This is a genomic window from Dorea ammoniilytica, from assembly GCF_025567415.1.
GTDB lineage: Bacteria > Bacillota > Clostridia > Lachnospirales > Lachnospiraceae > Claveliimonas > Claveliimonas ammoniilytica.
The window spans coordinates 69,757-93,537 of the sequence record NZ_JAOQJV010000005.1; the positions used below are offsets into that span (position 1 = coordinate 69,757).

Below are 23,781 nucleotides of genomic sequence, written 5' to 3' on the forward strand. Positions count from 1 at the left end.
ATCAGAGCTTATAAATTCTTATAATTCTATTGTTTCCAGATCTTCCGGAATGTAGAGATTACCGTGGTAATACTCGGTTCCTTCCGCGGTATATAATTCTTTTCTATGGGTAATATTTTTATCCTCTGTATGGTAAAGGAGGAGGTTTGGTACATGTAATTCTTCGGCAAGCTCACAGGCATCCTTTACCGTAGAATGGTGTTTCTCATACGGCGAAAAACGGTCTGCCTGGCTGTAGAGACAGAATGCTTCGTGCAGCAGCCACTTGCTGTTCTCTGCATAAGGGCGTTCTGCATCGTTATATGGTTCATCACCGCAACAGGTGAATTTGTCTCCATTGCCCATATCAAGGGTGAAGCCATATTGCTTCGCTTTGGTAGAATGAATATCGAAAAATGTAACATCTCTGTCCATGATTTTTCTGATCTCACCGTCATGAACTGTGATGAGATGCAGACGATCCCCAATCATTTTTATCTGCTTTGGCTGTAATAATTTCTCTGCTATATCTTTTAGAAGTGCGATCACTTCATCGTGCCCATAAATAAATGCATCACCCTCGTAAGTTCCTTTATTCATATTCTGGCAGATCAGGCGCATCATCCAGACGATGCCGAGAATGTGGTCGATATGCTTGTGCGTGACAAAGATATCGCGCATATCCATCCAGTTTAGCCCGGCACGCTTCAACTGCTTGAGCACTTCGTTGCCGCCGCCTCCGTCTATCATAAAATATTTTCCTTCATCTTCTAATACAAAACAGGTGTTGTAACACTCCGTTACCAGGGCATTGCCTGTTCCTAACATGGTAATTTTCATAGTGTAGTCTCCTTGTGGTATAAGTGTTTTTTAGTTTTACAGATTTTTAAATGCAATAATATCTGCCGATCACAGCGCCCTTGGAATCAGAATCGTGTCCGATATAAGCAGTTTTAGCAATTGGGAGCTCCGGACCTGCAAATTCTCTGACCAGCGTAACTGCATCCGGCTGTACCTGCTCTTTTTCCATCCTGGTAAATGTCCCAAGCAGAATGCCATTCACCAGATCAAATGCATGAAGCTGCTTTAGTTGGCTTAAGAAGGTGATGAGCTGTGGGATACCTGTATTCAATGCTTCCAGAAGCAGGATTTTATCGTGAAGATCCGGCATATATTCGGTTCCGGCAAGCTTCAGAAAGCAGCGGATATTACCGCCGATCATAACACCTTCCATAGTAGTACCTTGGATGAAATGATAATCCAGATCATAGAGATTATTACCATTCCTTTGCAGTGTGTTGATAAAATCGCGGCGCTGCACCTCACCGTGTCGATAAAGAAGGTTGCGGATTTGATAAAGAACTGTTTCTTTGCCTGTCTTGGCATAAATAGCATTCAAAATCGTAGTAAGATCACTGTATCCGTAAAACTTTTTTTCAGAGTTCCTGATCACTTCAAAATCCAGATAAGGCAGCAGTTCATTGGACATATCCCCACCGGATATGTCGAAGATCGCTGTAATTTCAGGATCTGTATATAGTTTCATTAATTCCGCAGCGCGTTCTGACCCGGTGCCGTGAAGACCGTATGCTTTGGGATATATTTTAGGATATATACAATTACTGATGACTGGTTCATATCCAACATCACTTAAAATAGCGCACAGCCGATCCATATTGGACTGAAATTCAGGCTTCATGGGATCCGAGCAGGCTGTGATGCCGATTTTTTCTTTCATGAGAGACCTCCGTGTGAAAACTGATAGCGGTTATTTTTCAGGAAATGTCAGACGCATCTGATACCAGGTGACATTACCGTGTACTGATTCAGAGATACCTTCATTTTCAAATCCAAAGCTGGCGTAATAATGAATCAATGCTTCTTTGCATGTGAGAACGAGACCTTTACGTCTCTGGGTTCTGGCATCTTCGATTGCCTGGCGGATCAGAAGACCTGCGTGTCCCTGTCTGCGATAGGAAGGGATCGTATTCACACCGAAGATCATCTGCCAAGCGCCGTTCTCGTCATGCAGGCTTGCATCCTCATACATGTCATCGGTCAGATCAGCCTGATCAGTCGTCATACCATCCACAAAAGCAATCAGCTTCTTGCCTTCAAAGAGAAGCCAGAAATGCTTTCCATATGCATGTACTCTGGCGGCGATCTCTTCTTCGGATGCTGCTTCTGCAGCCGGGAAGCATTCCCTTTCAACGGCTGTGAGAGCTGGGATATCTTCCTGGGAAGCATGCTTTATTATAAAATGATTTGCATTCATAATGTTGTGACCTCCAAAATGTTCTGAATAGATTTTAGCATGTAGCCGACATGGATTCAATCGAAGAATTTCGGGAAAGAGCAGGACTGGATTAATCCCTCTGTGGTATACTATAGTTAATTTGAACACAGGGAGGTATAATTATGGCTACACCACATAATACAGCAAATCCAGGCGATATTGCGGAGACAATTCTGCTTCCGGGAGATCCGCTCCGGGCGAAGTTCATTGCAGAAACCTATCTGGAAGATTTAGTTCAGTTTAATTCGGTTCGGAATATGTTTGGATACACCGGAACATATAAAGGAAAGCGCATTTCTGTTATGGGGACGGGCATGGGAATGCCTTCAATGGGAATATACAGTCATGAGCTGATTCATGTATATGGAGTGAAGAATCTGATTCGGATTGGTTCCTGTGGAGCAATACGGGGAGATATTCTGTTGGGAGATATTATCATGGCGCAGGCATCCTGCACAGACAGTAATTATGCACATCAGTATCAGCTGCCGGGCACATTCAGTGCGATCGCGGATTTCGGTCTTTTAAGTACAGCAAAAGAAGCTGCGGAGCGATTGCATGCAGTCAGTCATGTGGGCAATGTATTGTCTTCCGATCTGTTTTATACAGAGACTCCGGAATGGAAACGTTGGGCAGAGCTTGGCGTGCTTGGCATAGAGATGGAGAGCTATGCATTATACTGTGAGGCAGCACGGGCTGGGGTGAAAGCACTGGGAATATTTACCGTATCGGATTCGATCGTAAATGGAGAATCGCTCAGTGCCGAAGAACGACAGAATGGATTCAGACAGATGATGGAGATTGCATTGGAGACAGCGGTATGTCAGTAAAACCTACGATATTGATTTATAATTTTACGGATAGAAAGAGAAAGAATAAGATCCAGGCATTTTGCGGAATGCATGGGATAAGAGTAAAGATGGTTGCTAAAGAAGACTACGGAAGAGCAATCCGTACTCTTTTTGAGGCATCGTCGGAAGTACCGGATGGCGATTGTAAACAGGAAGTTTTGGAAAGTTTTGACGATGAGATGCTGGTGATGTGCCAGCTTGGCAGGCAGATGGATCTGCTGCTTAATTATCTGCGCAAAGAAAGAGTGCATATACCGTTAAAAGCGGTGCTGACACCGGTGAATCAGGAATGGGATTCTGTAAGATTATATCATGAGATTAAAAGTGAACATGAGCAGATGACCGGACAGCCTCTTAAAAAATAGAGAGGATCAGTCCGGCTGCTACTGCAAAGAAGTAAAGGAGACCTACGATTTTAAGGTCTTCTTTACGATTTTTATCGACTTCGAACAGAACAACGAGTCCGACACCTGCATTGGTGCAGAGACCAGCAACGACAGAAGCAAAAGACAGTGTTCCACTAAGGTATAATTCTGTCAGTACTACGGATGCTGCACAGTTTGGAATAAATCCGATCAGTGCGGCCAGAAATGGCTGCAACAGGCTCCCACTTAACAGAATGGTTGAAAGTGTATTCAGATCTGCATAAGCAATGATCAGATTCAATAAGCCTGAGAATACAAAAATGTATGCAAAAAGCTTCAGTGTATGCTTGAATGCCGGAAGTACAATGCCGTGATGCTCATGGCAGCCACAGTGGTCGCAGAGATCACCGAAGTGCTTTGGTGTGGAGATTCGCTTCGCCAGAAACAAATCTGTGATATAACCGGCAATTACAGCGATGAGCAGTTTAGCTGTCAACAGTGTCCAGATACTTCCTGCGCTTTCCGGGTGACCGAGCAGAAGCAGGATCGCTTCATCGGAAGTCGCCAGAAAGACAGCAAGCATCGTACCCAGGGATACGACACCGCTGGAATACAGATTCGCAGACATAACGGAGAATCCGCACTGTGGGATACAGCCAAGGATAGCACCGACTAACGGACCTGCTTTATTAATCTTTATCAGTGTCTGATTGATAAATGTTGTTGAGTAATGTTCCAGAGTCTCGATCAGCAGAAATGCCGCAAATAAAAAAGGCAGCATATGCAGGCTGTCTGATACGGTATCCTGGAGAACATCCAGAAATATATTCATAAGTAACCTTCTTTCTTATTATTAAACTGGTTTAGGAATATCTTTTTCATACTACCAAGTTTCGGAGGAAATGTCAAATGAATGATACGATTTCTCTATAATAGGAAAGAATACGGATGGCGGCTTTACTTTTTGTGATATTTGTGCTAAAACAAAGTTTAGGACTAAAAAAGGAGAGTGTATTAAGATGACAAAGATAGATATTATCAGCGGCTTTCTTGGAGCCGGCAAGACTACGTTGATTAAAAAGCTTTTGAAAGAAGCATTTCAGAACGAGCAGGTAGTACTGATCGAGAACGAATTCGGTGAGATCGGTATTGATGGAGGGTTTCTGAAGGAAGCCGGAGTAGAGATCCGTGAGATGAATTCCGGATGTATCTGCTGTTCATTGGTCGGTGATTTCGGCACTTCTTTAAAGGAAGTAATTGAGACATACCATCCGGATCGTATTCTGATCGAGCCATCCGGAGTTGGCAAGCTGTCTGATGTGATCAAAGCAGTAGAGAATGTAAAAGACAGTGTAGACATCGTATTGAACAGCTACACGACAGTTGTAGACGTGAATAAATGCAAACTGTATCTGAAGAACTTCGGTGAGTTCTACAGCAATCAGGTAGAAACAGCAGGAGCTATTATCCTGAGCCGTACTGATGTGGCGAAGGAAGGAAAGGCTGAAGAGGCTGTTAAGATGCTTCGTGAGATGAATGCAAATGCAGCAATTATCACAACTCCGATCGAACAGTTGGATGGTGCTAAGATTCTGGAGACGATGGAACATGTGGATTCTTTGGAAAAGCAGATGTTAGAAGAGGAACTGCGCCATCAGCATGACCATGAACATGAACATGAACACCATCACGAGCATGAGCATCATCACGAGCATGACGAGGACTGCACCTGTGGCTGCCATGATCATGACCATGACGAGCACGAACACCATCATGACCACGACGAGCACGAACACCATCATGAGCATGATGAACACGAGCACCATCATGAGCACCACCATGCCCATGACGAACACGAGCATCATCACGAGCACGACCATCATCACGAGCATGAGCATCACCATGAGCATGATGAAAACTGTACCTGTGGTTGCCATGACCATGATCATCACCACCATGGACATCATCATGCAGACGATGTATTCTCAAGCTGGGGCAAAGAGACTGTGAAGAAATTCAATAAAGAAGAATTAAAAGTGAAACTTGCAGCACTGGATGCAGCCGATACTTATGGTGTAGTATTGAGAGCAAAAGGTATGGTTGCAGGCGATGACGGACAGTGGATCTACTTTGACATGGTTCCGGGTGAGCAGGAAGTCAGAACAGGAGAGCCTGAATTCACAGGACGCATCTGTGTGATCGGTTCTGAACTGAAAGAGGACGCACTGGCAGAATTATTTGAGGTATAGGTGACTGATTATGCAGATGGTAGATGACGCAAGAGTAGTAGTTTATCTGATGACTGGATTTTTGGAGAGTGGTAAGACTTCTTTCCTGAAACAGACGATTGATAAACAGTATTTTAAAATAGACGGAACGACGGTTATTATTCTGTGTGAGGAAGGCGAAGAGGAATATGAAGAAGACCTTCTTGCACGTGCAAAAGCGAAGATTGTTACCGTAGAAGATCCGGAAGAACTGACAAAGGAATTCCTTCAGGAAGTAGAAGATAAGTACCATCCGGAGCGTGTGATCTTTGAATGTAATGGTATGTATCCGGTCAGCAAGATGGAAGCGCTGGATGTGCCGGATGGCTGGGGGCTGATCCAGGAGATCACAACCGTAGATGCAAGTACATTTGATGTGTATATTGCCAATATGAAGTCGCTTTTTGTAGAAATGGTGCGTAATGCAGATATGGTACTGTTTAACCGTTGTACGGAGGATATGCCGTTAGCCGGTTACCGCAGAAGTGTAAAAGTAGTGAATCAGGGAGCACAGATTATCTTTGAGGGTGCAGAAGGCGAGATTGAAGATATCTTCAGCGATCAGATGCCTTATGATCTGGATGCACCGGTTATTAAGATTGAGGATATGGATTACGGTATCTGGTATGTAGATATGATGGACAACCCGGAAAAGTATAAAGGCAAGGTTGTGGAGATTCAGGGAAGAGCAAGAAAGGCCAAAGGATTTCCGAAGGGTGAATTTGTACTTGGAAGAAGTGCTATGACCTGCTGCGCAGATGATATTACATTCCTTGGCTTTATCTGCAAGCATATGGCAATCGAAGATATGAAAGCCAATACCTGGGTAAGAGCCAGAGGTAAAGTAGGCTTTGAATTTAAGCGTGCTTACCGTGGCAGAGGACCGGTGATCACACTGGAATCTCTGGAACCGATTCAGGAGCCGGAAGACGAGCTGGTATATTTTAATTAACCGATATTGTTATCTGGCATAAGATGACAATGTAAGATGAGAATACAGGAGAGTATATGAATATATTTTTAGGTATTATGATACCGTTTGCCGGTACAGCACTGGGTGCTGCATGTGTGTTCTTATTAAAAAATGATATTCGGGCGGGAGTCCAGAAAGCACTTCTGGGTTTCGCGTCCGGCATTATGGTGGCCGCCTCTGTGTGGTCACTTTTAATTCCTGCTATGGAAATGTCTGAGCCCATGGGTAAGCTTTGTTTTATCCCGGCGGCACTCGGATTTATGGTTGGAATACTTACACTTCTGCTGATGGACAGTTATGTGCCACATCAGCACCTCGGACAGGAAGAAGCGGAAGGTGTAAAGAAGAACTGGAGCCGGAGCATGAAGATGGTCATGGCTGTGACAATCCATAATATCCCGGAAGGAATGGCTGTGGGAGTTGTATTTGCAGGAATCGCGGCTGAGCATACAGATATCACGCTGGCGGGAGCATTTGCATTGGCGGTCGGAATTGCGATCCAGAATTTTCCGGAGGGAGCCATCGTATCCATGCCGCTTCGAAGTGAAGAGAACATGAACAAAGGCAAAGCATTTCTGTACGGAGCGGGATCAGGGATCGTAGAACCGATTGCAGCTGGAATTACGATATTATTGAAAGATGTGTTGATACAGGTACTTCCCTATCTGCTTGCATTTGCAGCAGGTGCCATGATCTACGTAGTTGTGGAGGAACTGATACCGGAGACAAGCGAAGGAGAACACAGCAATATAGGAACGGTGGGCTTTGCACTTGGCTTTGTGGTTATGATGGTACTTGACGTAGCGTTAGGATGATTGAACAATTCATTAAGGAAAGTTTCATACTTTCTTCATAGACATGAAAGAAAATTGGCGTATAATGGAAAAAGATGTTGAGAAATAACGTCGGATAAAGTACAGGAAGTGAAGATAGATAATTATGGCACATAAAGGTAAGAAACCAGTAAAAAGACGAACTGCGGAGGAGCAGCCGAGACGCAGAGAACGGATTACGCCGGAGAGGTATGATCCGGATTATCATGAAGGACTGACGACGAATCAGGTTATGGAGCATCGGTTGCAGGGATGGCGGAATCTGTCTGTGGAGGCTCCGTCTAAGACGACCAAGGATATTGTCAGGGAGAATACATTTACTTACTTCAACCTGATCTTTTTCGTGCTGGCGGTGTTGCTGATCATTGTAGGATCATTCCGTAACCTGACATTTCTGCCGGTCATTATTGGTAATACGTTAATCGGCATTTATCAGGAGATTCGGGCGAAGAACATATTGGATAAGATGAGTATGTTGAATGCGCCTCATGCCAAGGTAGTGCGAGACGGTAAGGTGCAGCAGGTGGCTTCGGAGGATCTGGTGCTGGATGATATCGTGATTTTCAGTGCAGGCAATCAGATCTGTGCAGATGCAATCGTGTCTGCCGGAGAGGTGCAGGTGAATGAATCACTGCTGACCGGTGAATCAGATGAGATCACGAAGCGCAGAGGAGATCAGCTCATGTCCGGAAGCTTTGTAATATCCGGCAAGTGTCATGCCAGACTTGACAAGGTTGGAGAGGATTCCTATATTTCCAAGCTGACACTGGAAGCGAAGAAGATGGGCGAGGGTGAGCAGTCAGAGATGATCCGTGCACTGGATAAGCTGGTCAAATGGGTCGGTATTGCGATCATTCCGATTGGTATTATTCTGGTAGTGCAGAGCTTTTTCTTTAACCACGATCCGTTCCAGAGCAGTGTGACTTCGATGGTAGCGGCAGTGATCGGTATGATTCCAGAGGGACTGTATCTGCTGGCAACTGTTGCGTTGGCGGTCAGTGCCATGCGTCTTGCCAAGCAGCAGGTACTGCTTCACGATATGAAGAGCATCGAAACACTTGCCAGAGTCAATGTGCTGTGTGTGGATAAGACGGGAACGATTACCGAGAACACCATGGCGGTCCATGAAGCAGTCGAGACATTGGATTATTCCAGCGGGAAGGAAAAGGAGAAGTACCCACCTCTGGATCAGATGATCGGCGATTTTGCGGCAGCGATGACGGCTGATAATATCACTATGGAAGCGTTAAAAGCTTACTTCACAGAGAATACAGGGAAGAAAGCGGTGAGCATGACTTCATTCTCTTCAGCGGTGAAGTATAGCAGTGTTACATTTGAGGATGGGGCGTATGTACTTGGTGCTCCTGAGATGGTGCTTCGGGATGACTACATTCTCTATGAAGCAGAGATAGAACAGTATGCGAAAAAAGGATATCGTGTGCTGGTATTTGGTAAATATGAAGGTGAGATTGACGGTAAGAAACTGACTGAAAAAGTAGTGCCGTTAGGATATGTCACGCTTGCCAATCCAATACGTGACAAGGCAAAAGAGACGTTTGAATATTTTGCGGAGCAGGATGTGCAGATCAAGGTGATTTCCGGTGATAATCCGATGACCGTATCTGAGGTCGCAGCTCAGGCGGGGATTGCCGGAGCTGAGCACTATGTAGATGCGTCTACTCTGAAGACGGATGAACAGGTGGCAAGAGCCATGGAGAAATACACCGTATTCGGCCGTGTAACGCCGAATCAGAAGAGACAGTTTGTACATGCACTGCAGAAAGCAGGTAACACGGTTGCCATGACCGGTGATGGTGTCAATGACGTGCTTGCGCTGAAGGATGCGGATTGCAGTATCGCGATGGCATCCGGAAGCGAGGCAGCTACCCAGGCTGCGCAGGTAGTGCTGTTGGAGTCGGATTTCTCCTGTATGCCTTCCGTAGTATTAGAAGGACGACGTGTAGTTAATAATATCCAGCGGTCAGCGAGTTTGTTCTTGGTTAAGAATATATTCTCGTTACTGCTGTCAATCCTGTCTGCGGTATTTATGATCAGCTATCCACTGGAACCGTCGCAGGTATCTCTGATCAGCATGTTTACGATTGGTATTCCGGGATTCTTCCTGGCGTTGGAACCGAATAAGACTCGTATCAAGGGACATTTTATGACCAATGTCCTTCTGAAAGCACTTCCGGCCGGGCTTACGGATGTGTTCGCAGTGGGAGCGCTGGTTGTATGCGGACATGTATTCGGACTCCCGTCAGAGGATATCGCAACGGCAGCTACGATGCTTCTGGCGATTGTTGGATTCATGATCCTGTATAAGATCTGTCAGCCAATGAACAGTGTCCGCCTGGCGGTATTCATCGGATGTATTGTGGGGATGATTTTCTGTGGAGTATTCCTGAATCAGCTGTTTGCTATGAGTGGTATGTCCACAATTTGTATTTTGTTGTTTGTCATGTTCTCGTTTGCAGCAGAATCCTTCTTCCGTTACCTGAGTATTCTGGTAGAAGACGTAAGGCTTCTGGTTAAAAGGATACGCGGCGATATTTCCAAAGAGGAACTGCTCTATAAGCTGGAAGGGGAGGAACTTGACAGATAAGACAGATTCTGTTATGTTAGGGAAGCTAAAACCTGTATGGATTTTTCTGGTGTAACCATTTTCGCCATACGATCACTATGATAGTGGTTGTATGGCGTTTTTTTACTTTACAGGAAATTGTTTTCCTGTAAAGTAAAAAACGCTCCGCGAGGATGCGCACTGCGGCGGATGAGGTAGATGTCGCAAGCGACCGCCGCAGGCGCGAGAATGTGCCAAGGCACATTCTTTGTTCTGTAATAAGATATCAGGAGTTATGAGGGAGGATATGATGAACGATACTTTTATGAAAGAGAAGCCGATTTTGCCACTGCTGACATCTATGGCATTACCGATGGTAGTGTCCATGCTGGTAAATTCACTTTATAATATTGTAGACAGTCTGTTTGTAGCGCAGATTAATGAGAAGGCAATGACGGCATTGTCACTTGTATATCCGCTGCAGAATCTGATGAATGCGATTGCAATTGGTTTTGGTATAGGTATTAATGCAGTAATTGCATTTCATCTGGGAGCAGGTAACAGAGAAAAAGCAGATATTGCAGCAACGCATGGATTTATATTTGCATTGATCCATAGTGTGATTATGATGACAGCAGGAATTCTGTTAATGCCGGTATTTCTTAGAATGTTCACCGGAGATGCAGAAGTGATCGAAATGGGTATGCAGTATTCTGTAATTGTATTTTTATTTGCGCCGACGATTATGATCGAGCTGGTATTTGAAAAGTTATTTCAGGCGACAGGTAATATGAAGGTTACCATGCTAAGTCTGATGTGTGGATCGATTGCGAATATTATCCTGGATCCGTTGATGATCTTTGGCATTGGTCCATTTCCGGAGATGGGGATCCGCGGGGCGGCACTGGCAACAGGACTTGGTCAGCTCCTGACCTGGGTAATCTATATTGTTGCGTATCTCAGCCCGAAGCAGACGGTGCATTTCCAATGGAAATACTGTCATCCGGATAGCGCGATTGACCGGAAGCTGTACGGCGTGGGGATTCCGGCAATTTTCAATCTGGCACTTCCGTCACTTCTGATCTCGCTGTTAAATGGACTGCTTGCAGTGTATTCGCAAAGTTATGTAGTAGTGCTGGGTATTTATTACAAGTTGCAGACATTTTTGTATCTGCCGGCAAATGGAATCATTCAGGGAATGCGCCCTGTAATCGGTTATAATTACGGAGCGGGCGAGAGAGAGCGTGTAAAGAAGATTTATCGATTGACACTCTATATGACAGGAAGTATTATGATTCTTGGTACGATACTCTGTCTGCTGGCATCTGGCCAGCTGATTGGATTCTTTACGACAAATAACGAGACGATCCGGATCGGACAGACAGCACTTCGTGTGATTAGTATGGGCTTTGTGATCTCAGCAGTATCGGTGACCACATCGGGAGCACTGGAAGGACTGGGAAAAGGAAAAGAATCTTTCCAGATTTCATTGTTCCGATATCTGATCACGATTGTTCCGGCAGCATGGATCTTATGTCGAATTGGTGGCGCGGAATGGGTATGGCATGCATTCTGGATTTCAGAGACGATCACGGCATTGATTGCATGGAGAATTTACCACAAATCAGTGAAAATGAACGCAGATAAGCATTCCCCCCGCTTCAAGTGCGCGGAGTACTAAGCGGCGGGTGAGGGGGGATGCTTATGTCAGTGGGAGTTGAAAGCTCCCACTGACAGATCGCGAAGCGACTGCGTTCATGAGCAAGTAGCGAAGCGGATTGCGAATGTCCGCTTTACTTAGCTGAATACAGGGGGATGAGGTATGGCAGGAAAAGAGAATACGCTGCAGGAATTTGGGAAATACGTGTCGCAGAGCGTGCTTAGTCAGCTTGGCGTATCCTGCTATATTCTGGCTGATACGTATTTTATATCGAAAGGTGTCGGGGCAGATGGCCTGACAGCACTGAATCTGGCAATACCGGTATTCAGCGTGATGAACGGCTGTGGCTTTATGTTGGGCATCGGAAGTGGAACAAAATACGGCATTATGAAGGGCACGGGAAATGAAAAACGTGGCGATGTGCTGTTTACCAGCAGCTTGTGTGTGGTGACGGTGCTGGCTGTAATCTTTATGTTGATCGGTCTGCTGGCAGCAGATCCAATCACGGCGCTTGTGGGAGCCAATGCAGAAGTATACGATATGACAAGAACGTATCTGCAGGTGATTTTATTATTTTCTCCAATGTTTATGATTAACAATCTGCTTGGTGCTATGATCCGGAATGACGGCAATACGTCTCTGGCAATGACTGCGATGCTGAGTGGATGTCTGTTTAATATTGTATTTGACTATATCTTTGTATTCCCGATTGGAATGGGGCTCTTCGGTGCGGTACTTGCAACGGCGGTTGCTCCGATCATCAGTATATTAATATTGTTGCAGCATTTTGTGAAAAAGAAGAATCAGTTTCGATTGATACGTGTCCGACCTGATGTGAGACTCGTGGCATCGGCAGCAGGGCTCGGTGTGCCGTCCCTGGTAACAGAAGTGTCATCCGGACTGGTAATTGCAGTATTTAATCTGTTGATCCTTGGTCTGGCGGGAAATGTAGGCGTGGCGGCATATGGTGTGGTAGCTAATATATCCATTGTCGTAATTGCTATTTATAATGGTATTGCACAGGGTGTACAGCCGCTTTTGAGCCGTGAATACGGGCGCAGCCAGGAAAAGAATGTGCATAGATTCCTTGGTTGGGCAATGATGCTTACGGTTATACTTGCGATGTTGATCTACGTGGGGATTTACTGGAATGCAGATGTGATTGCAATGATCTTTAACAGCGGTCGGGATATGGATCTGCAGAGAATAGCAGTAGAAGGACTTAAGATTTATTTTACAGCCTGTCCATTCGTAGGAGCGAATATCCTGCTTGCGATATACTTCGCAGCAACAGATCAGGCGGCTCCGGCACAGATGATCTCATTGCTTCGCGGGCTGATCGTGATCATACCGCTGGCATTTATCATGGCAAATGTGGCAGGGCTTACAGGTGTGTGGATGACATTTCCGCTGACGGAGTTGGTGGTATGTGTTGTGGCTTGCGGATTATATAAGAAGATGAAAAGAACTTATTTAAAATGAATAATAATTGATAAAATTATATTTGCAAATGGTTAGACAGAAATGACGAAGACAACTAGCCTAAAAGTTTAATCCACTTTACGGAATAGAAAACCCCACAAGCTGGAACCTTGTGGGGCTTTCGTTCGTCCAGTTGGACATTGGTATCAGTTATCTATCAATAATATAGCATATGTTGATAGACCTTTCAAGTATTTCACACTAGAATGAAAATATTCTTTTTTGTGGTAGTTTTTGTCGGAGTTTATGAAAAAATATTAAAAAATCTATCTCAATGCTTCTACAATCTCTGGGAATTCCATTCCGTGAGATGCCTTGATCAGCACATTATCTCCATCTTTCAGAATATCCTTTGTCTGTGCAAGGAAGTCTGCTTTTGTCTCGAACCAGAGTGCCTTTGTGCCATCTGAAGCAGCACCTTCGGCAATCTCCTTTGACATCGGACCGATGGCACATACCAGATCGATACCAATCTCTGCAGCATATTCACCGACAGAACGATGAAGTGCTGCATAATCCGGTCCCAGCTCACCCATATCGCCGAGTACAGCGACCTTACGTCCGATACCCATATTCAGTACATCCAGGGAGGCCTTCATGGATACAGGGTTGGCATTGTAGCAGTCATCCAGCAGGATCAGGCGATCAGTCTGGATGATATGGTTGCGTCCCGGAATGGATGGCAGAGATTCGATGCCGCGTTTAATCTCTTCGGTAGTAAGTCCGAGTTTGGAACCGACTGCGGATCCTGCCAGTGCGTTGGATACCATATGGATACCAGGAATTGGTACAACGCAGGAGAAGCTTCCTTCCGGCAGATGGATGGTGCAGGAAGTTCCTTTCAGTCCTAATGGTTCTACATCTGTAGCGTATATCACGTTCTTATCCTGATCCAGTCCATAGAAGATCGGATCAGAACCTTTTACAGGTCCGATAGTGGAAAGGAGCGGATCGTCTCCATTCAATACAACGGAACCACCCGGCTTCATATCCTGGAACATCTGTGTCTTTTCCTGCATGATACCTTCGCGTGTCTTCAGGAATTCCAGATGAGCTACGCCGATATTAGTGATTACGCAGATATCAGGGCTTGCAACAGTGGAAAGCTTGCGCATTTCTCCAAAGTGGTTGATGCCCATTTCCAGCACGGATACCTGATGTTCTTCGTTCATTTCAAAAATAGTCAGCGGAAGCCCACATTCATTATTAAAGTTTCCCTGTGTCTTGTGAACGTTGTATTTCTGAGCCAGTACGGATGCGATCATTTCCTTGGTACTGGTCTTGCCGACGCTTCCGGTGATGCCTACGACTTTTACGTCGAAGGAGTCACGGTAGAGTTTGGCGATGTCAAGCAGAGCCTGGCCGGTAGCCTCTACCAGTATGTAAGGATAATCGGTATCACCCAGATCTTCGTGGGATACAACGCAGAGTGCGCCCTTCTCGATGGTATCCGGGATGAATTGGTGTGCATTAAAACGCTCTCCGTTGATCGCTACAAAGAGAAAGTCCTTTTCTACCTTGCGGCTGTCAATGGTAACGCCGGCAACTTCCCGGTCTAAGAGACTTTCGTTACCGTGATAGGTACCCTGGCAGGCGCGGGTGATGTTTCTTAAAGTAAGATTCTTCATGTGTTCGCTCCTAATTCTGGTATCTGGTTTCTAATGATTTGCGGATGATCAGTTCGCAGAATTCACCGTATTCGTATCCGGCAGCCTTTGCAGCTTTCGGGAGAAGGCTTGCGCCTGTCATACCAGGAAGAGAGTTGACTTCCAGACAGTAGAATTCTCCGGTGTGGTTATCTACGATAAAGTCTGCACGGGAATATACATCCAGACGCAGTGCCTCGAATGCTTTTTCGCCGGCAGCCTGAATCTGTGCAGTCTGCTCAGCATTCAGTGACTGTGCAGGACAGATCTCGCTTGCTCCCCCAATCTGATATTTATTTACGTAGTCGAATACGCCGTCCTTTGGAATGATCTCAACCAACGGAAGAGCTTTGCCGTCTACGATACCGCAGGCGTACTCACGTCCGTCGATAAATGGCTCGATGACTACTTCGTCTTCTTTTTTAAATGATGTTTCGATGGCATCACGATATTCCGCATCTGTATGTACGATGTGTACGCCGATGCTGGATCCGCCGGAACAAGGTTTTACAACTACCGGAAGATGGAATCCCAGTTCATCCAGCGTGCAGTCTTTGTCCTTGCGGAACAGATGTGTACCGGCTGGTGTTGGAACGCCCTGTGCCTGAAAGATTTCTTTGGTAACACCCTTATCCATAGACAGGGCACATCCAAGAGAATTCGGTCCGGTGTAACGGATGCCGAGGATATCAAAGGCAGACTGCAGTTTGCCATTTTCTCCCAGACTTCCATGCAGAGCCATAAATGTAATATCTGCCATGGAGCAGAGCTCTAATACATTTGGTCCCAGATAACTTAAAGAATCACCCGGGCGGGATGCCCACAGAGCATCCAGATCCGGCTCTTTGATCTGGATATCGGCAGCGATGCCAAGACCGCCATCTTCCTGGTTAAATACTTCTTCTAATTTGTTGGAATCCCAGTCAAGTCCCATGAATGCGTCCAGCAGATAAGCCTGGTGTCCGCGTTCACGCAGTGCCTTGCAGACACTGGCACCGGAATTCAGAGAAACGTCGCGTTCGTTGCTGTAGCCGCCTGCTAATACAATAATCTTCATAATATTAATACTCCCTTATAATTATTCTCTTCCAAGCTGATTCAGCAGCTCTTTCTTTACTGCGTACAGCTTATCAGATAAGTCTACGTATACACGGTGTGGATAGAACAGACGCTTGGTCTCATCCCACAGAGTTGCTTTTTCCTGGGTACAGTATGCTGCGATCTCTTTTACAGATGGTGACTGGTAAATGCATTCGCCGTTGCGGAAGACTGGCACCATCAGTTCTCGCATGGTGTAAGAGCCGCCTTTGAGCTTGGTCTTTTTCCATGTCTCCAGTGGATCGAAGATCACAAGATCTTCATCCGGGTTAAATGCTTCACCTACAAAGCAGATCAGATCAGCACGGATCTTACCGGTTGCCTTATCATAGATTCGGTAAATGGTCTTGTTACCAGGATTGGTAATCTTTTCTGTATTCTCAGACAGCTTGATCTTCGGTACGAATTCGCCATCCTCTGTCTTGATAGCAGCAAGTTTATACACGCCTCCGAATGATGGACAGTCCTTGGAGGTGATCAGGTTGGTACCTACACCCCAGGAAGTGATTGCTGCGCCCTGGATCTTCAGGTCATGAAGCAGATATTCATCCAGGTCATTGGATGCTGCAATCGTAGCATCTTCGAATCCGGCTTCATCCAGCATCTTACGTGCTTTTTTAGACAGGTAAGCCAGGTCACCGCTGTCCAGACGAATGCCATAGCGGGTCAGCTTCACACCTGCGTCACGCATTTCCTGAAATACGCGGATTGCGTTCGGCACACCGGATTTCAGAGTGTCATACGTATCAACGAGCAGAGTGCAGTTATCCGGATAGAGATCAGCGTAAGCCTTAAATGCAGTGTATTCATCCGAAAAGCTCATGATCCAGCTGTGTGCGTGAGTTCCGAGCACCGGTACATCAAAAAGCTTACCGGCAAGTACGTTGGAAGTACCTACACATCCACCGATCACAGCTGCCCTTGCACCGTAAAGACCTGCATCCGGTCCCTGGGCACGGCGCAGCCCAAATTCCATAATTCCATCGCCGGCTGCCGCAAATACAACGCGGGAAGCCTTGGTGGCGATCAGAGACTGGTGATTGATAATATTCAGGATCGCAGTCTCTACAAGCTGAGCTTCCATGATCGGAGCGACAACTTTAAGTAGTGGTTCCTTTGGGAAAATGACGCTTCCTTCCGGGATCGCATAGATGTCACCACTGAAGTGGAATCCACTTAAGTAGTGCAGAAATTCCTCGTCAAAGATGCCGAGGCTTCTGAGATAGTCAACATCCTCATATGTGAAATTCAGTCCTTTTACGTATTCAATGACCTGTTCCAGTCCGGCGCAGATTGCGTAACCTCCATTGCAGGGATTCTGACGATAAAATACATCAAAAATAACGGTCTCGTTCTGGCCCTTTTCATAATAGCCCTGCATCATGGTTAATTCATAAAAATCAGTCAGCAAGGTTAAATCTCTTTGATTCATCTTGATTTAACTCCTTTATATATTTTTTGTTTCATTTAAATCTAAATCTAAATATAAATCTAAACAGATGCCGACGAATTGCTCCGCACTGTACATCTTAATATCTTATTATATCATCCTAAATTGCAAATTAAAAGATTGCTTTACACCAGAGCGGCATTTTTGCGAATTGTCTCCCGGATAATATCACTTACATAGGTATCCAGATGCTTGCGTGTCTCCCGGTCCAGATCTTTTGGATAGATTGGAGCGCCGTATTCAATGATTACGTGTGTCTTCTTGATCCGCGGGAGATGTGCTTCAAAGATTTCGATGGTATTATTCAGGGAAAGCGGAATAATGGCACAGCCGGATTTCTCGGCAATCTTCAGCGCACCGCCTTTGAATGGCAGCAGACTTAATTCTTCGCCTGTATTCCGGGTTCCTTCTGGGAAAATGCAGATGGATATGCCTTCTTTGACATAGTCGATAGCCTGCAGAATCGTCTTCAGCCCTTCGCGTACATTGTCACGGTCCAGAAACAGGCAGTGGAGTGCCTTCATCCAGTCGCGGAGCAGAGGATACTTTAACATCTCTTTTTTTGCTACGTATCCGGTCAGATGCTTGCAGCGAGAGTAGGTCAGCAGAATGTCAAAGTAGCTTCTGTGATTACCTACAAAGAGAACCGCTTCGTCAGGTACATTTTCCTCTCCGATCACGGTGATCTCGGTGCCGCTGATCTTCAGGATCACGCGGAATGCCCACTGAACCAATCGCAGGGAAGCATAGTCTCCGGCTTTTTTGTTGATCTTACATACGAGACGCAGGATCAGATAGACCGGGATGCCCAGGATCAGATATAAAAATAAAAATAATGCAACAAATATAAATCGAATCATAACTACCCTCCTTAATATCTGCCGTAGAGCTGTGACATATCGCGCAGTTCTCTGGCCAGATCTTCGGTGAGGAGACCGGAACGGAAACGCCAGCTCCAGTTACCGGTAGCACGACCAGGCATATTCATGCGTCCCTCTTTGCCGATGTCCAGTACATCCTGCAATGGGAAGATCGCATAGGCAGCGGTACTTGACAGACACAGACGGATCAGCTGGAGGCTGATGGTATCGGTGTCGGCTGCGTGCAGATAACGGCGGAGCTTGTGCTTACAGTCATCGCGAAGCGTCTCATACCATCCGCGTGTGGTGTCATTATCGTGAGTTCCGGTGTAGCAGACACAGTTCGGAGTCGTGAACTGATGTGGCAGGAAGCTGCTTTCTCCTGTGTCTTCAAAGGCAAACTGCAGCACCTTCATGCCCGGAAATGAGAAGCTGTCCCGGAGTGCTTCTACTTCAGGTGTGATCACACCGAGATCCTCTGCGATGATCGGAAGATTCTCACCCAGTGCATTCTGGATAGCTGAGAATAATTTTCCCTCCGGTCCTTTCTGCCACTGACCGTTTACTGCAGTCAGCTCACCATACGGGACGGCCCAGTATGCTTCAAATCCCCGGAAATGATCGATCCGGAGAATGTCCAGGATCTGTAACTGATTCCTTACACGAGAGATCCACCACTGGTAGCCTTCGCAGTCATGAGCAGACCAGTCGTAAAGCGGATTGCCCCAGAGCTGACCGGTAGCAGAGAAATAGTCCGGCGGTACTCCTGCAACTGCCGTTGGGAACCCCTTAGTGTCTAACTGGAACAGATGCTGGTTGCCCCACACATCAGCACTGTCCATGGATACAAAGATCGGAATGTCTCCGATGATACGCACGCCCTTTTCATTAGCATAACGTTTCAGATCCATCCATTCACGGAAGAACAGGAACTGGACGAATGCATAGAAACGTGATTCATTCGTAAGTTCTGCTCGGAGGGCTGCCTTTTTGTCTGGATCCGGTCTCCTGCAGTCCTCTGGCCAGTCCAGCCAGCAGCGTCCCTCATGACAATCTTTCATGGCCATAAATAATGAATAATCTGAGAGCCATGCATCCTGCTCCCGGCAGAAATTCTCAAAATCCCAGTTCAGGTGAGAAGCACGTCCCTCTTGAAAAGACTGAAAGGCCTTGCGGAGAAGACCATTTTTCCAAGGGATCACTGCACCGTAATCTACCTGCGTCGGATCGCCTTGTGGACAGGAATTCAGGTCATCCTGGCTGACCAGTTGAAGTTCCTGCAAATAAGCCGGACTGATCAACAGTGGCTGTCCTGCAAAAGCGGAGAAGCTCTGATATGGGGAATCTCCGAATCCTGTGTGTGTCAGAGGAAGCACCTGCCAGAGATGCTGACCTGCCTGTGCCAGAAAATCTACGAATTCATAAGCACTGCGTCCCAGATCACCGATCCCATATGGGGAAGGAAGTGAAGTGGGATGTAATAGAATGCCGGATGTACGCGGCAAAGATGTTCCATTCATGTGTTACTTGTCTCCTTAGTTTGTTATAGAATTATAAAATTCTGATGATGCCTGAGCGACATTGTATGAGGCCCTACGGATTGTTCCGTGCGTTGCATCTTAATATCATGTTATTTTATCATAAATTACGCATTTTTCCTAGTGATTCCGCGTAGATATGTATATCAGCTGGGAGTCAATTCCCCAGCTGATATAGCCTCCGGCAGGATTGCAGAGGCATTCTTGAACAGTCGAGAGCAGGTCTGGGGGAGTGTGTAATGAGGGAGGGAAAAGGACGAACATATAAAAATATAAGGAAAATATTCTTTGTGAGTGCAATCTGTGCAGCACTGTTGTGCGGATGTAGCGTAATACGTATAGATATCCGAAAAGTAAGAGATCTGCCATATACCGTTGTAGATGAATATGATGTGCCGGAAGAAATGCGGCAGGCGATTGCAGATCAGGAGCAGGAGTCATTTCTATATACCTGGGCAAATGAAGGCAGGCTTTATATTGCACGGGGGTATGGGAAGCAGGATACGGCAGGTTATCAGATTCAGGTGGATGCATTTTACGAGAGCAGTAATGTACTGGTGTTTGCAACTACGCTTCTGGGGCCGGAACCAGATACCGATACAGACCATGGAACGACTTGCCCATATCTGGTGATTCAGACGGAGTATAATCCCAAACATGTCATAACAAAGTAGAAATATCAGAAAAATATAATAAGTAGAATAGCAAAACAGGAGGATTCGGATGGAACAGCTAAAAAAAGCAGTCAGAAAAAGTGTAACAGGGCGGAAGATGTCGGACCAGTTCTATGTGGACGGTGATGTAAATGTGCCGGATGACAAAGGTGACGTGGGACGAATCGTGTACAGTCAGGGGATGCTCCGGGTGGAAGATATGAAACAGTCCGGCAGTTATGTGCGGGTGTCCGGGCGCATTCAATACCAGATCCTTTATCTTGCCGGAGGGAATGATGGTAGCATCAGTGTGCTCCAGGGGAAACTCCCATTTGAGGAAATGGTGTATGCAGAGGAAGAAATGCTCGGAACGCTGTGGATGAAAGAGAGCAGTGCGGAATTAACAGTAACGATCGTACACGCAAGAAAACTCAGACTTCGTGCTATGGCAGAACTTGAGATTATTTCCCAGGGAGAGGAAGAACAGTATCTGACGCTGGATGTAGAAGAAGAGGAAGGGCTGTGCAGACGCTGGAAGAATGTAGAGATCCTGACGCTTCATAAGAGCTGCCGTGAATCATTTCGGATTAAAGAAGAGTGTGCTCTTCCGAAACAATCGGATCCTGTGGGAAAGGTGTTGTTTACCGATATCACACAGAAACGGACGGAGATTCGACTGGTATCCGATGCATTGCAGATGCGTGGAGAACTGTCAATCTTTGTACTGTATGAATCGACGGAGGGAAAGCTTGGCTGGACAGAACAGGCGGTGCCTTATGAAGGAAAAATCGACTGTTATGGTGCAGATGAGACAATGTATTATCAGGCAGAGCCAAAGATCGTGGATGCAATGGCAGATGTAAAACTGGATGAGGATGGAGAACTCCGGATCTTTGGAATAGAAGCAGTCATGGAAGTGTGTGCGGTTGTGTATGGTGAGGAACAGGCGGATGTACTGGAAGATATGTATTCGTTAAAAGAGCAGGTTACACTGGAAAAAGAAGAGATAGAACTGTCAGAGCTTGTGATGCAGAAAGCATGTGAGTATGCAATGGCAGAACAGATCCGGGTTCCGGAGCTTGATGGTCAGGTACTGCAGATCTGTCATACATCCGGGAAAGTCAGAATCGAGCACACTGAGATCGTGGCAGATGGAATTATGTGTGAAGGCATTTTGCAGATCGGTTTCCTGTATATTCGGGCAGATGATGCAGAGCCATTTGAGATCTGGCAGGGTATGGTGCCATTTACCTATGTGGCAGAATGCAGAAGTGCAGAGGCGGGAATGGAATATGAGATCCAGAGTACTTGCGGACAGCCGGTGGTCAGTCTGCTGGGAAATGGTGAGGCTGAGATCAAAGCCGTGCTGGAGTTTCAGATTTTTTTGAAACGCAGAGAGATGGTGTCGAACATCTGTGAGATCCACACAGAACCGCTGGATAAAAAAGCACTTTCGGAGGCACCGGGGATTGTCGGTTATGTGATGAAAGATGGGGATAAATTGTGGGATCTTGCCAGAAAATATCATACGACGGAGAAGCGTATCCGAGAGGTAAATGAAATTGGCGAGGGAGAGCCGAAAACAGGCGAAAAAATATTGATTTTCAAGGAAAATCTGGGTATACTGTAGAAAGGAATTTTGTATACAAGATACAAGGAGAATACAATGGATAAATTAGAGTTGAAAGCACTGGGGAAGCTGAATCTCGGCCTTGATATTCTGGGACAGATGGAGAACGGATATCACGAGGTGCGGATGGTGATGCAGACTGTGTATCTCTATGATCGGGTGCTCTTGGAGAAGACGGAGGGGGATGAGATTCAGATTCAGAGTAATCTGGCTTATCTTCCGAATAATGAGAATAACATTGCATATAAGGCAGCAGCAATTTTAAAGGAAGAATTTCATATCAAAGGAGGCATCCGTATTACGCTGGAGAAGCATATTCCGGTGGCAGCAGGTATGGCCGGCGGAAGTGCCGATGCGGCAGCGGTGCTCTTTGGTATGAATCGGATGTATCACTTACGCCTGTCGGAAGAAGCGTTAAAGGAGCGGGGTGTGAAGCTGGGGGCAGATGTGCCGTACTGCATTATGCGTGGAAGTGTGCTGGCAGAGGGGATCGGAGAGGTGCTGACACCACTTCCGCCATGTCCGAGATGCTATATCCTGATCGCAAAGCCACCGCTGTCTGCGTCCACAGAAAAAGTATATGCCAGATATGATGCGCTGGAGCATGTCGAACATCCGGATCTTGACCGTGTGATCCGCGGACTGGAGCAGAGCGATATCAGAGAAGTGGCAGCAGGTATGGGCAATGTACTGGAGCAGGTTATGATACCGGAATATCCGGTGATCGGAGAGATTAAGGAAATGATGCTGGAGACGGGAGCACTCGGAGCTATGATGAGCGGCAGTGGTCCGACGGTATTTGGCATTTATAAGACAAGAGGCGCAGCTAAGGAAGGTGCCCGCAAGATAAAGAGCAGAGGTCTGGCAAGACAGGTGTATGTGACCAATGTTCACAATGTAAGGAGGAAGCCATGAAAGAACCCAATTTTGAAGTGACTATGAATGAATATCTGCCACTTCGCGACGTAGTGTTTAATACACTGCGGCAGGCGATTTTAAGAGGCGAACTGAAGCCCGGTGAGAGGCTGATGGAGATCCAGCTTGCGAATAAGCTTGGAGTCAGCCGGACACCGATCCGGGAGGCAATCCGTAAGCTTGAGCTGGAAGGTCTGGTGCTGATGATCCCGAGAAGGGGAGCTGAGGTGGCAGAGATTACAGAACAGAATCTGCGGGATGTGCTGGAAGTGAGAGAGGCACTGGAAGAACTGTCTGTGAAGCTTGCATGTGAACATGCCACACAGGCGCAGATTGAGGAGATGAAACAGGCGGCACAGGTATTTAAAGAGAGTCTGAGCGGAGATGATGTAACAAGAATTGCAGAGGCAGATGTGGCATTTCATGATGCGATTAATATGGCGACAGATAATCAGAAACTGATCCAGATTCTGAATAATCTGCGGGAGCAGATGTACCGTTACCGGGTAGAATATCTGAAGAATAACGAAGTGTACGAGCAGCTCCTTGAAGAGCATGAGTTCCTGATCCAGGCAGTAATAAAACATGACAAGGCACAGGCAAAGGACATTATTTGCAGGCACATTGATAATCAGGAAAAGGCGATTGCGGAATTTATCCGCAATAAAAAGAACGGACGCGTTTAGACAGGCATTAATATGTGTATACTCCTGACAGAAGGG

Annotated in this window: 21 protein-coding genes; 12 read left to right on the plus strand and 9 right to left on the minus strand. The window is 46.2% G+C overall.

Annotated elements, in window-relative coordinates; all coding sequences use genetic code 11:
- Positions 1-18: 18 nt before the first annotated feature.
- From OCV65_RS05870 to OCV65_RS05880, 3 genes are read right to left on the minus strand one after another with little or no spacing between them, the layout of a single operon-like run.
- Positions 19-819 carry an MBL fold metallo-hydrolase gene (locus tag OCV65_RS05870; protein WP_262581288.1) on the minus strand — a complete coding sequence of 267 codons (801 nt, stop codon included), beginning with the start codon at positions 817-819 and terminating at the stop codon, positions 19-21.
- A 46-nt stretch (positions 820-865) separates the two neighbouring features.
- Positions 866-1,717: an LD-carboxypeptidase gene (locus OCV65_RS05875; protein WP_262581289.1), complete on the minus strand. Its 852-nt coding sequence runs from the start codon at positions 1,715-1,717 to the stop codon at positions 866-868.
- A gap of 30 nt (positions 1,718-1,747) precedes the next feature.
- Positions 1,748-2,254 (minus strand): GNAT family N-acetyltransferase, encoded by a 507-nt coding sequence (locus OCV65_RS05880; RefSeq protein WP_262581290.1) that lies wholly within the window; start codon positions 2,252-2,254, stop codon positions 1,748-1,750.
- A gap of 143 nt (positions 2,255-2,397) precedes the next feature.
- Between OCV65_RS05880 and deoD the strand changes: the two genes are divergently transcribed.
- Positions 2,398-3,105, plus strand: a complete 708-nt coding sequence (gene deoD / locus OCV65_RS05885) for a purine-nucleoside phosphorylase (protein ID WP_262581291.1) — start codon at positions 2,398-2,400, stop codon at positions 3,103-3,105.
- Positions 3,096-3,491: a DUF3783 domain-containing protein gene (locus OCV65_RS05890; protein ID WP_262581292.1), complete on the plus strand. Its 396-nt coding sequence runs from the start codon at positions 3,096-3,098 to the stop codon at positions 3,489-3,491. Before deoD ends, OCV65_RS05890 begins: the two co-directional genes overlap by 10 nt.
- On the opposite strand, the gene OCV65_RS05895 is transcribed toward OCV65_RS05890, so the two are convergent.
- Positions 3,481-4,323: a putative manganese transporter gene (locus tag OCV65_RS05895; RefSeq protein ID WP_262581293.1), complete on the minus strand. Its 843-nt coding sequence runs from the start codon at positions 4,321-4,323 to the stop codon at positions 3,481-3,483. The genes OCV65_RS05890 and OCV65_RS05895 overlap by 11 nt on opposite strands.
- 187 nt (positions 4,324-4,510) lie before the next feature.
- Here OCV65_RS05895 and OCV65_RS05900 point away from each other — a divergent pair, with 187 nt between their 5' ends.
- The 6 genes from OCV65_RS05900 (at position 4,511) to OCV65_RS05925 (ending at position 13,269) form a co-directional block, all read left to right on the plus strand.
- Positions 4,511-5,740: a CobW family GTP-binding protein gene (locus tag OCV65_RS05900; RefSeq protein ID WP_262581294.1), complete on the plus strand. Its 1,230-nt coding sequence runs from the start codon at positions 4,511-4,513 to the stop codon at positions 5,738-5,740.
- A 10-nt stretch (positions 5,741-5,750) separates the two neighbouring features.
- The gene (locus OCV65_RS05905; RefSeq protein WP_243061170.1) at positions 5,751-6,710 is read left to right on the plus strand and encodes a TIGR03943 family putative permease subunit; all 960 of its coding nucleotides are present in this window, start codon (positions 5,751-5,753) and stop codon (positions 6,708-6,710) included.
- Between the two features lie 56 nt (positions 6,711-6,766).
- Positions 6,767-7,546, plus strand: coding sequence for a ZIP family metal transporter (locus OCV65_RS05910; protein ID WP_262581295.1), 780 nt, complete (start codon positions 6,767-6,769; stop codon positions 7,544-7,546).
- Positions 7,547-7,670: 124 nt separating this feature from the next.
- Positions 7,671-10,169: a cation-translocating P-type ATPase gene (locus tag OCV65_RS05915; protein WP_262581296.1), complete on the plus strand. Its 2,499-nt coding sequence runs from the start codon at positions 7,671-7,673 to the stop codon at positions 10,167-10,169.
- Positions 10,170-10,437: 268 nt separating this feature from the next.
- Positions 10,438-11,808 (plus strand): MATE family efflux transporter, encoded by a 1,371-nt coding sequence (locus tag OCV65_RS05920; protein ID WP_262581350.1) that lies wholly within the window; start codon positions 10,438-10,440, stop codon positions 11,806-11,808.
- Positions 11,809-11,949: 141 nt separating this feature from the next.
- Positions 11,950-13,269: an MATE family efflux transporter gene (locus OCV65_RS05925; protein WP_262581297.1), complete on the plus strand. Its 1,320-nt coding sequence runs from the start codon at positions 11,950-11,952 to the stop codon at positions 13,267-13,269.
- A gap of 266 nt (positions 13,270-13,535) precedes the next feature.
- On the opposite strand, the gene OCV65_RS05930 is transcribed toward OCV65_RS05925, so the two are convergent.
- The 5 genes from OCV65_RS05930 to malQ form a co-directional block, all read right to left on the minus strand.
- A complete protein-coding gene (locus OCV65_RS05930; RefSeq protein ID WP_262581298.1) occupies positions 13,536-14,897 on the minus strand; it encodes a UDP-N-acetylmuramoyl-tripeptide--D-alanyl-D-alanine ligase in 1,362 nt (453 codons plus the stop codon).
- Positions 14,898-14,907: 10 nt separating this feature from the next.
- A complete protein-coding gene (locus tag OCV65_RS05935; RefSeq protein WP_262581299.1) occupies positions 14,908-15,972 on the minus strand; it encodes a D-alanine--D-alanine ligase family protein in 1,065 nt (354 codons plus the stop codon).
- Between the two features lie 21 nt (positions 15,973-15,993).
- Positions 15,994-17,445 carry a nicotinate phosphoribosyltransferase gene (locus OCV65_RS05940; protein WP_262581300.1) on the minus strand — a complete coding sequence of 484 codons (1,452 nt, stop codon included), beginning with the start codon at positions 17,443-17,445 and terminating at the stop codon, positions 15,994-15,996.
- A 143-nt stretch (positions 17,446-17,588) separates the two neighbouring features.
- On the minus strand, positions 17,589-18,323 hold the full coding sequence (locus OCV65_RS05945; protein WP_262581301.1) for a lysophospholipid acyltransferase family protein: 735 nt from the start codon (positions 18,321-18,323) through the stop codon (positions 17,589-17,591).
- Positions 18,324-18,334: 11 nt separating this feature from the next.
- On the minus strand, positions 18,335-19,843 hold the full coding sequence (malQ, locus tag OCV65_RS05950; RefSeq protein ID WP_262581302.1) for a 4-alpha-glucanotransferase: 1,509 nt from the start codon (positions 19,841-19,843) through the stop codon (positions 18,335-18,337).
- 308 nt (positions 19,844-20,151) lie between these two features.
- Between malQ and OCV65_RS05955 the strand changes: the two genes are divergently transcribed.
- From OCV65_RS05955 to OCV65_RS05970, 4 genes are read left to right on the plus strand one after another with little or no spacing between them, the layout of a single operon-like run.
- Positions 20,152-20,535, plus strand: coding sequence for a protease complex subunit PrcB family protein (locus OCV65_RS05955; protein WP_262581303.1), 384 nt, complete (start codon positions 20,152-20,154; stop codon positions 20,533-20,535).
- A gap of 49 nt (positions 20,536-20,584) precedes the next feature.
- Positions 20,585-22,144 carry a DUF3794 and LysM peptidoglycan-binding domain-containing protein gene (locus tag OCV65_RS05960; RefSeq protein ID WP_262581304.1) on the plus strand — a complete coding sequence of 520 codons (1,560 nt, stop codon included), beginning with the start codon at positions 20,585-20,587 and terminating at the stop codon, positions 22,142-22,144.
- A gap of 36 nt (positions 22,145-22,180) precedes the next feature.
- A complete protein-coding gene (gene ispE / locus OCV65_RS05965) occupies positions 22,181-23,059 on the plus strand; it encodes a 4-(cytidine 5'-diphospho)-2-C-methyl-D-erythritol kinase (RefSeq protein ID WP_262581305.1) in 879 nt (292 codons plus the stop codon).
- The gene (locus tag OCV65_RS05970) at positions 23,056-23,745 is read left to right on the plus strand and encodes a GntR family transcriptional regulator (protein ID WP_262581306.1); all 690 of its coding nucleotides are present in this window, start codon (positions 23,056-23,058) and stop codon (positions 23,743-23,745) included. Before ispE ends, OCV65_RS05970 begins: the two co-directional genes overlap by 4 nt.
- The last annotated feature ends 36 nt before the right edge of the window (positions 23,746-23,781 follow it).

Excerpts from the sequence above, each read along its gene's own strand:
- OCV65_RS05895 (WP_262581293.1), bottom strand. The coding sequence starts at position 4,323 with ATGAATATATTTCTGGATGTTCTCCAGGATACCGTATCAGACAGCCTG.
- OCV65_RS05870 (WP_262581288.1), bottom strand. The coding sequence starts at position 819 with ATGAAAATTACCATGTTAGGAACAGGCAATGCCCTGGTAACGGAGTGT.
- deoD (WP_262581291.1), top strand. The coding sequence starts at position 2,398 with ATGGCTACACCACATAATACAGCAAATCCAGGCGATATTGCGGAGACA.
- OCV65_RS05880 (WP_262581290.1), bottom strand. The coding sequence starts at position 2,254 with ATGAATGCAAATCATTTTATAATAAAGCATGCTTCCCAGGAAGATATC.
- OCV65_RS05900 (WP_262581294.1), top strand. The coding sequence starts at position 4,511 with ATGACAAAGATAGATATTATCAGCGGCTTTCTTGGAGCCGGCAAGACT.
- OCV65_RS05875 (WP_262581289.1), bottom strand. The coding sequence starts at position 1,717 with ATGAAAGAAAAAATCGGCATCACAGCCTGCTCGGATCCCATGAAGCCT.
- OCV65_RS05970 (WP_262581306.1), top strand. The coding sequence starts at position 23,056 with ATGAAAGAACCCAATTTTGAAGTGACTATGAATGAATATCTGCCACTT.
- OCV65_RS05945 (WP_262581301.1), bottom strand. The coding sequence starts at position 18,323 with ATGATTCGATTTATATTTGTTGCATTATTTTTATTTTTATATCTGATC.
- OCV65_RS05930 (WP_262581298.1), bottom strand. The coding sequence starts at position 14,897 with ATGAAGAATCTTACTTTAAGAAACATCACCCGCGCCTGCCAGGGTACC.
- OCV65_RS05940 (WP_262581300.1), bottom strand. The coding sequence starts at position 17,445 with ATGAATCAAAGAGATTTAACCTTGCTGACTGATTTTTATGAATTAACC.
- ispE (WP_262581305.1), top strand. The coding sequence starts at position 22,181 with ATGGATAAATTAGAGTTGAAAGCACTGGGGAAGCTGAATCTCGGCCTT.
- OCV65_RS05920 (WP_262581350.1), top strand. The coding sequence starts at position 10,438 with ATGAACGATACTTTTATGAAAGAGAAGCCGATTTTGCCACTGCTGACA.
- malQ (WP_262581302.1), bottom strand. The coding sequence starts at position 19,843 with ATGAATGGAACATCTTTGCCGCGTACATCCGGCATTCTATTACATCCC.
- OCV65_RS05935 (WP_262581299.1), bottom strand. The coding sequence starts at position 15,972 with ATGAAGATTATTGTATTAGCAGGCGGCTACAGCAACGAACGCGACGTT.
- OCV65_RS05915 (WP_262581296.1), top strand. The coding sequence starts at position 7,671 with ATGGCACATAAAGGTAAGAAACCAGTAAAAAGACGAACTGCGGAGGAG.
- OCV65_RS05890 (WP_262581292.1), top strand. The coding sequence starts at position 3,096 with ATGTCAGTAAAACCTACGATATTGATTTATAATTTTACGGATAGAAAG.
- OCV65_RS05905 (WP_243061170.1), top strand. The coding sequence starts at position 5,751 with ATGCAGATGGTAGATGACGCAAGAGTAGTAGTTTATCTGATGACTGGA.
- OCV65_RS05960 (WP_262581304.1), top strand. The coding sequence starts at position 20,585 with ATGGAACAGCTAAAAAAAGCAGTCAGAAAAAGTGTAACAGGGCGGAAG.
- OCV65_RS05910 (WP_262581295.1), top strand. The coding sequence starts at position 6,767 with ATGAATATATTTTTAGGTATTATGATACCGTTTGCCGGTACAGCACTG.
- OCV65_RS05925 (WP_262581297.1), top strand. The coding sequence starts at position 11,950 with ATGGCAGGAAAAGAGAATACGCTGCAGGAATTTGGGAAATACGTGTCG.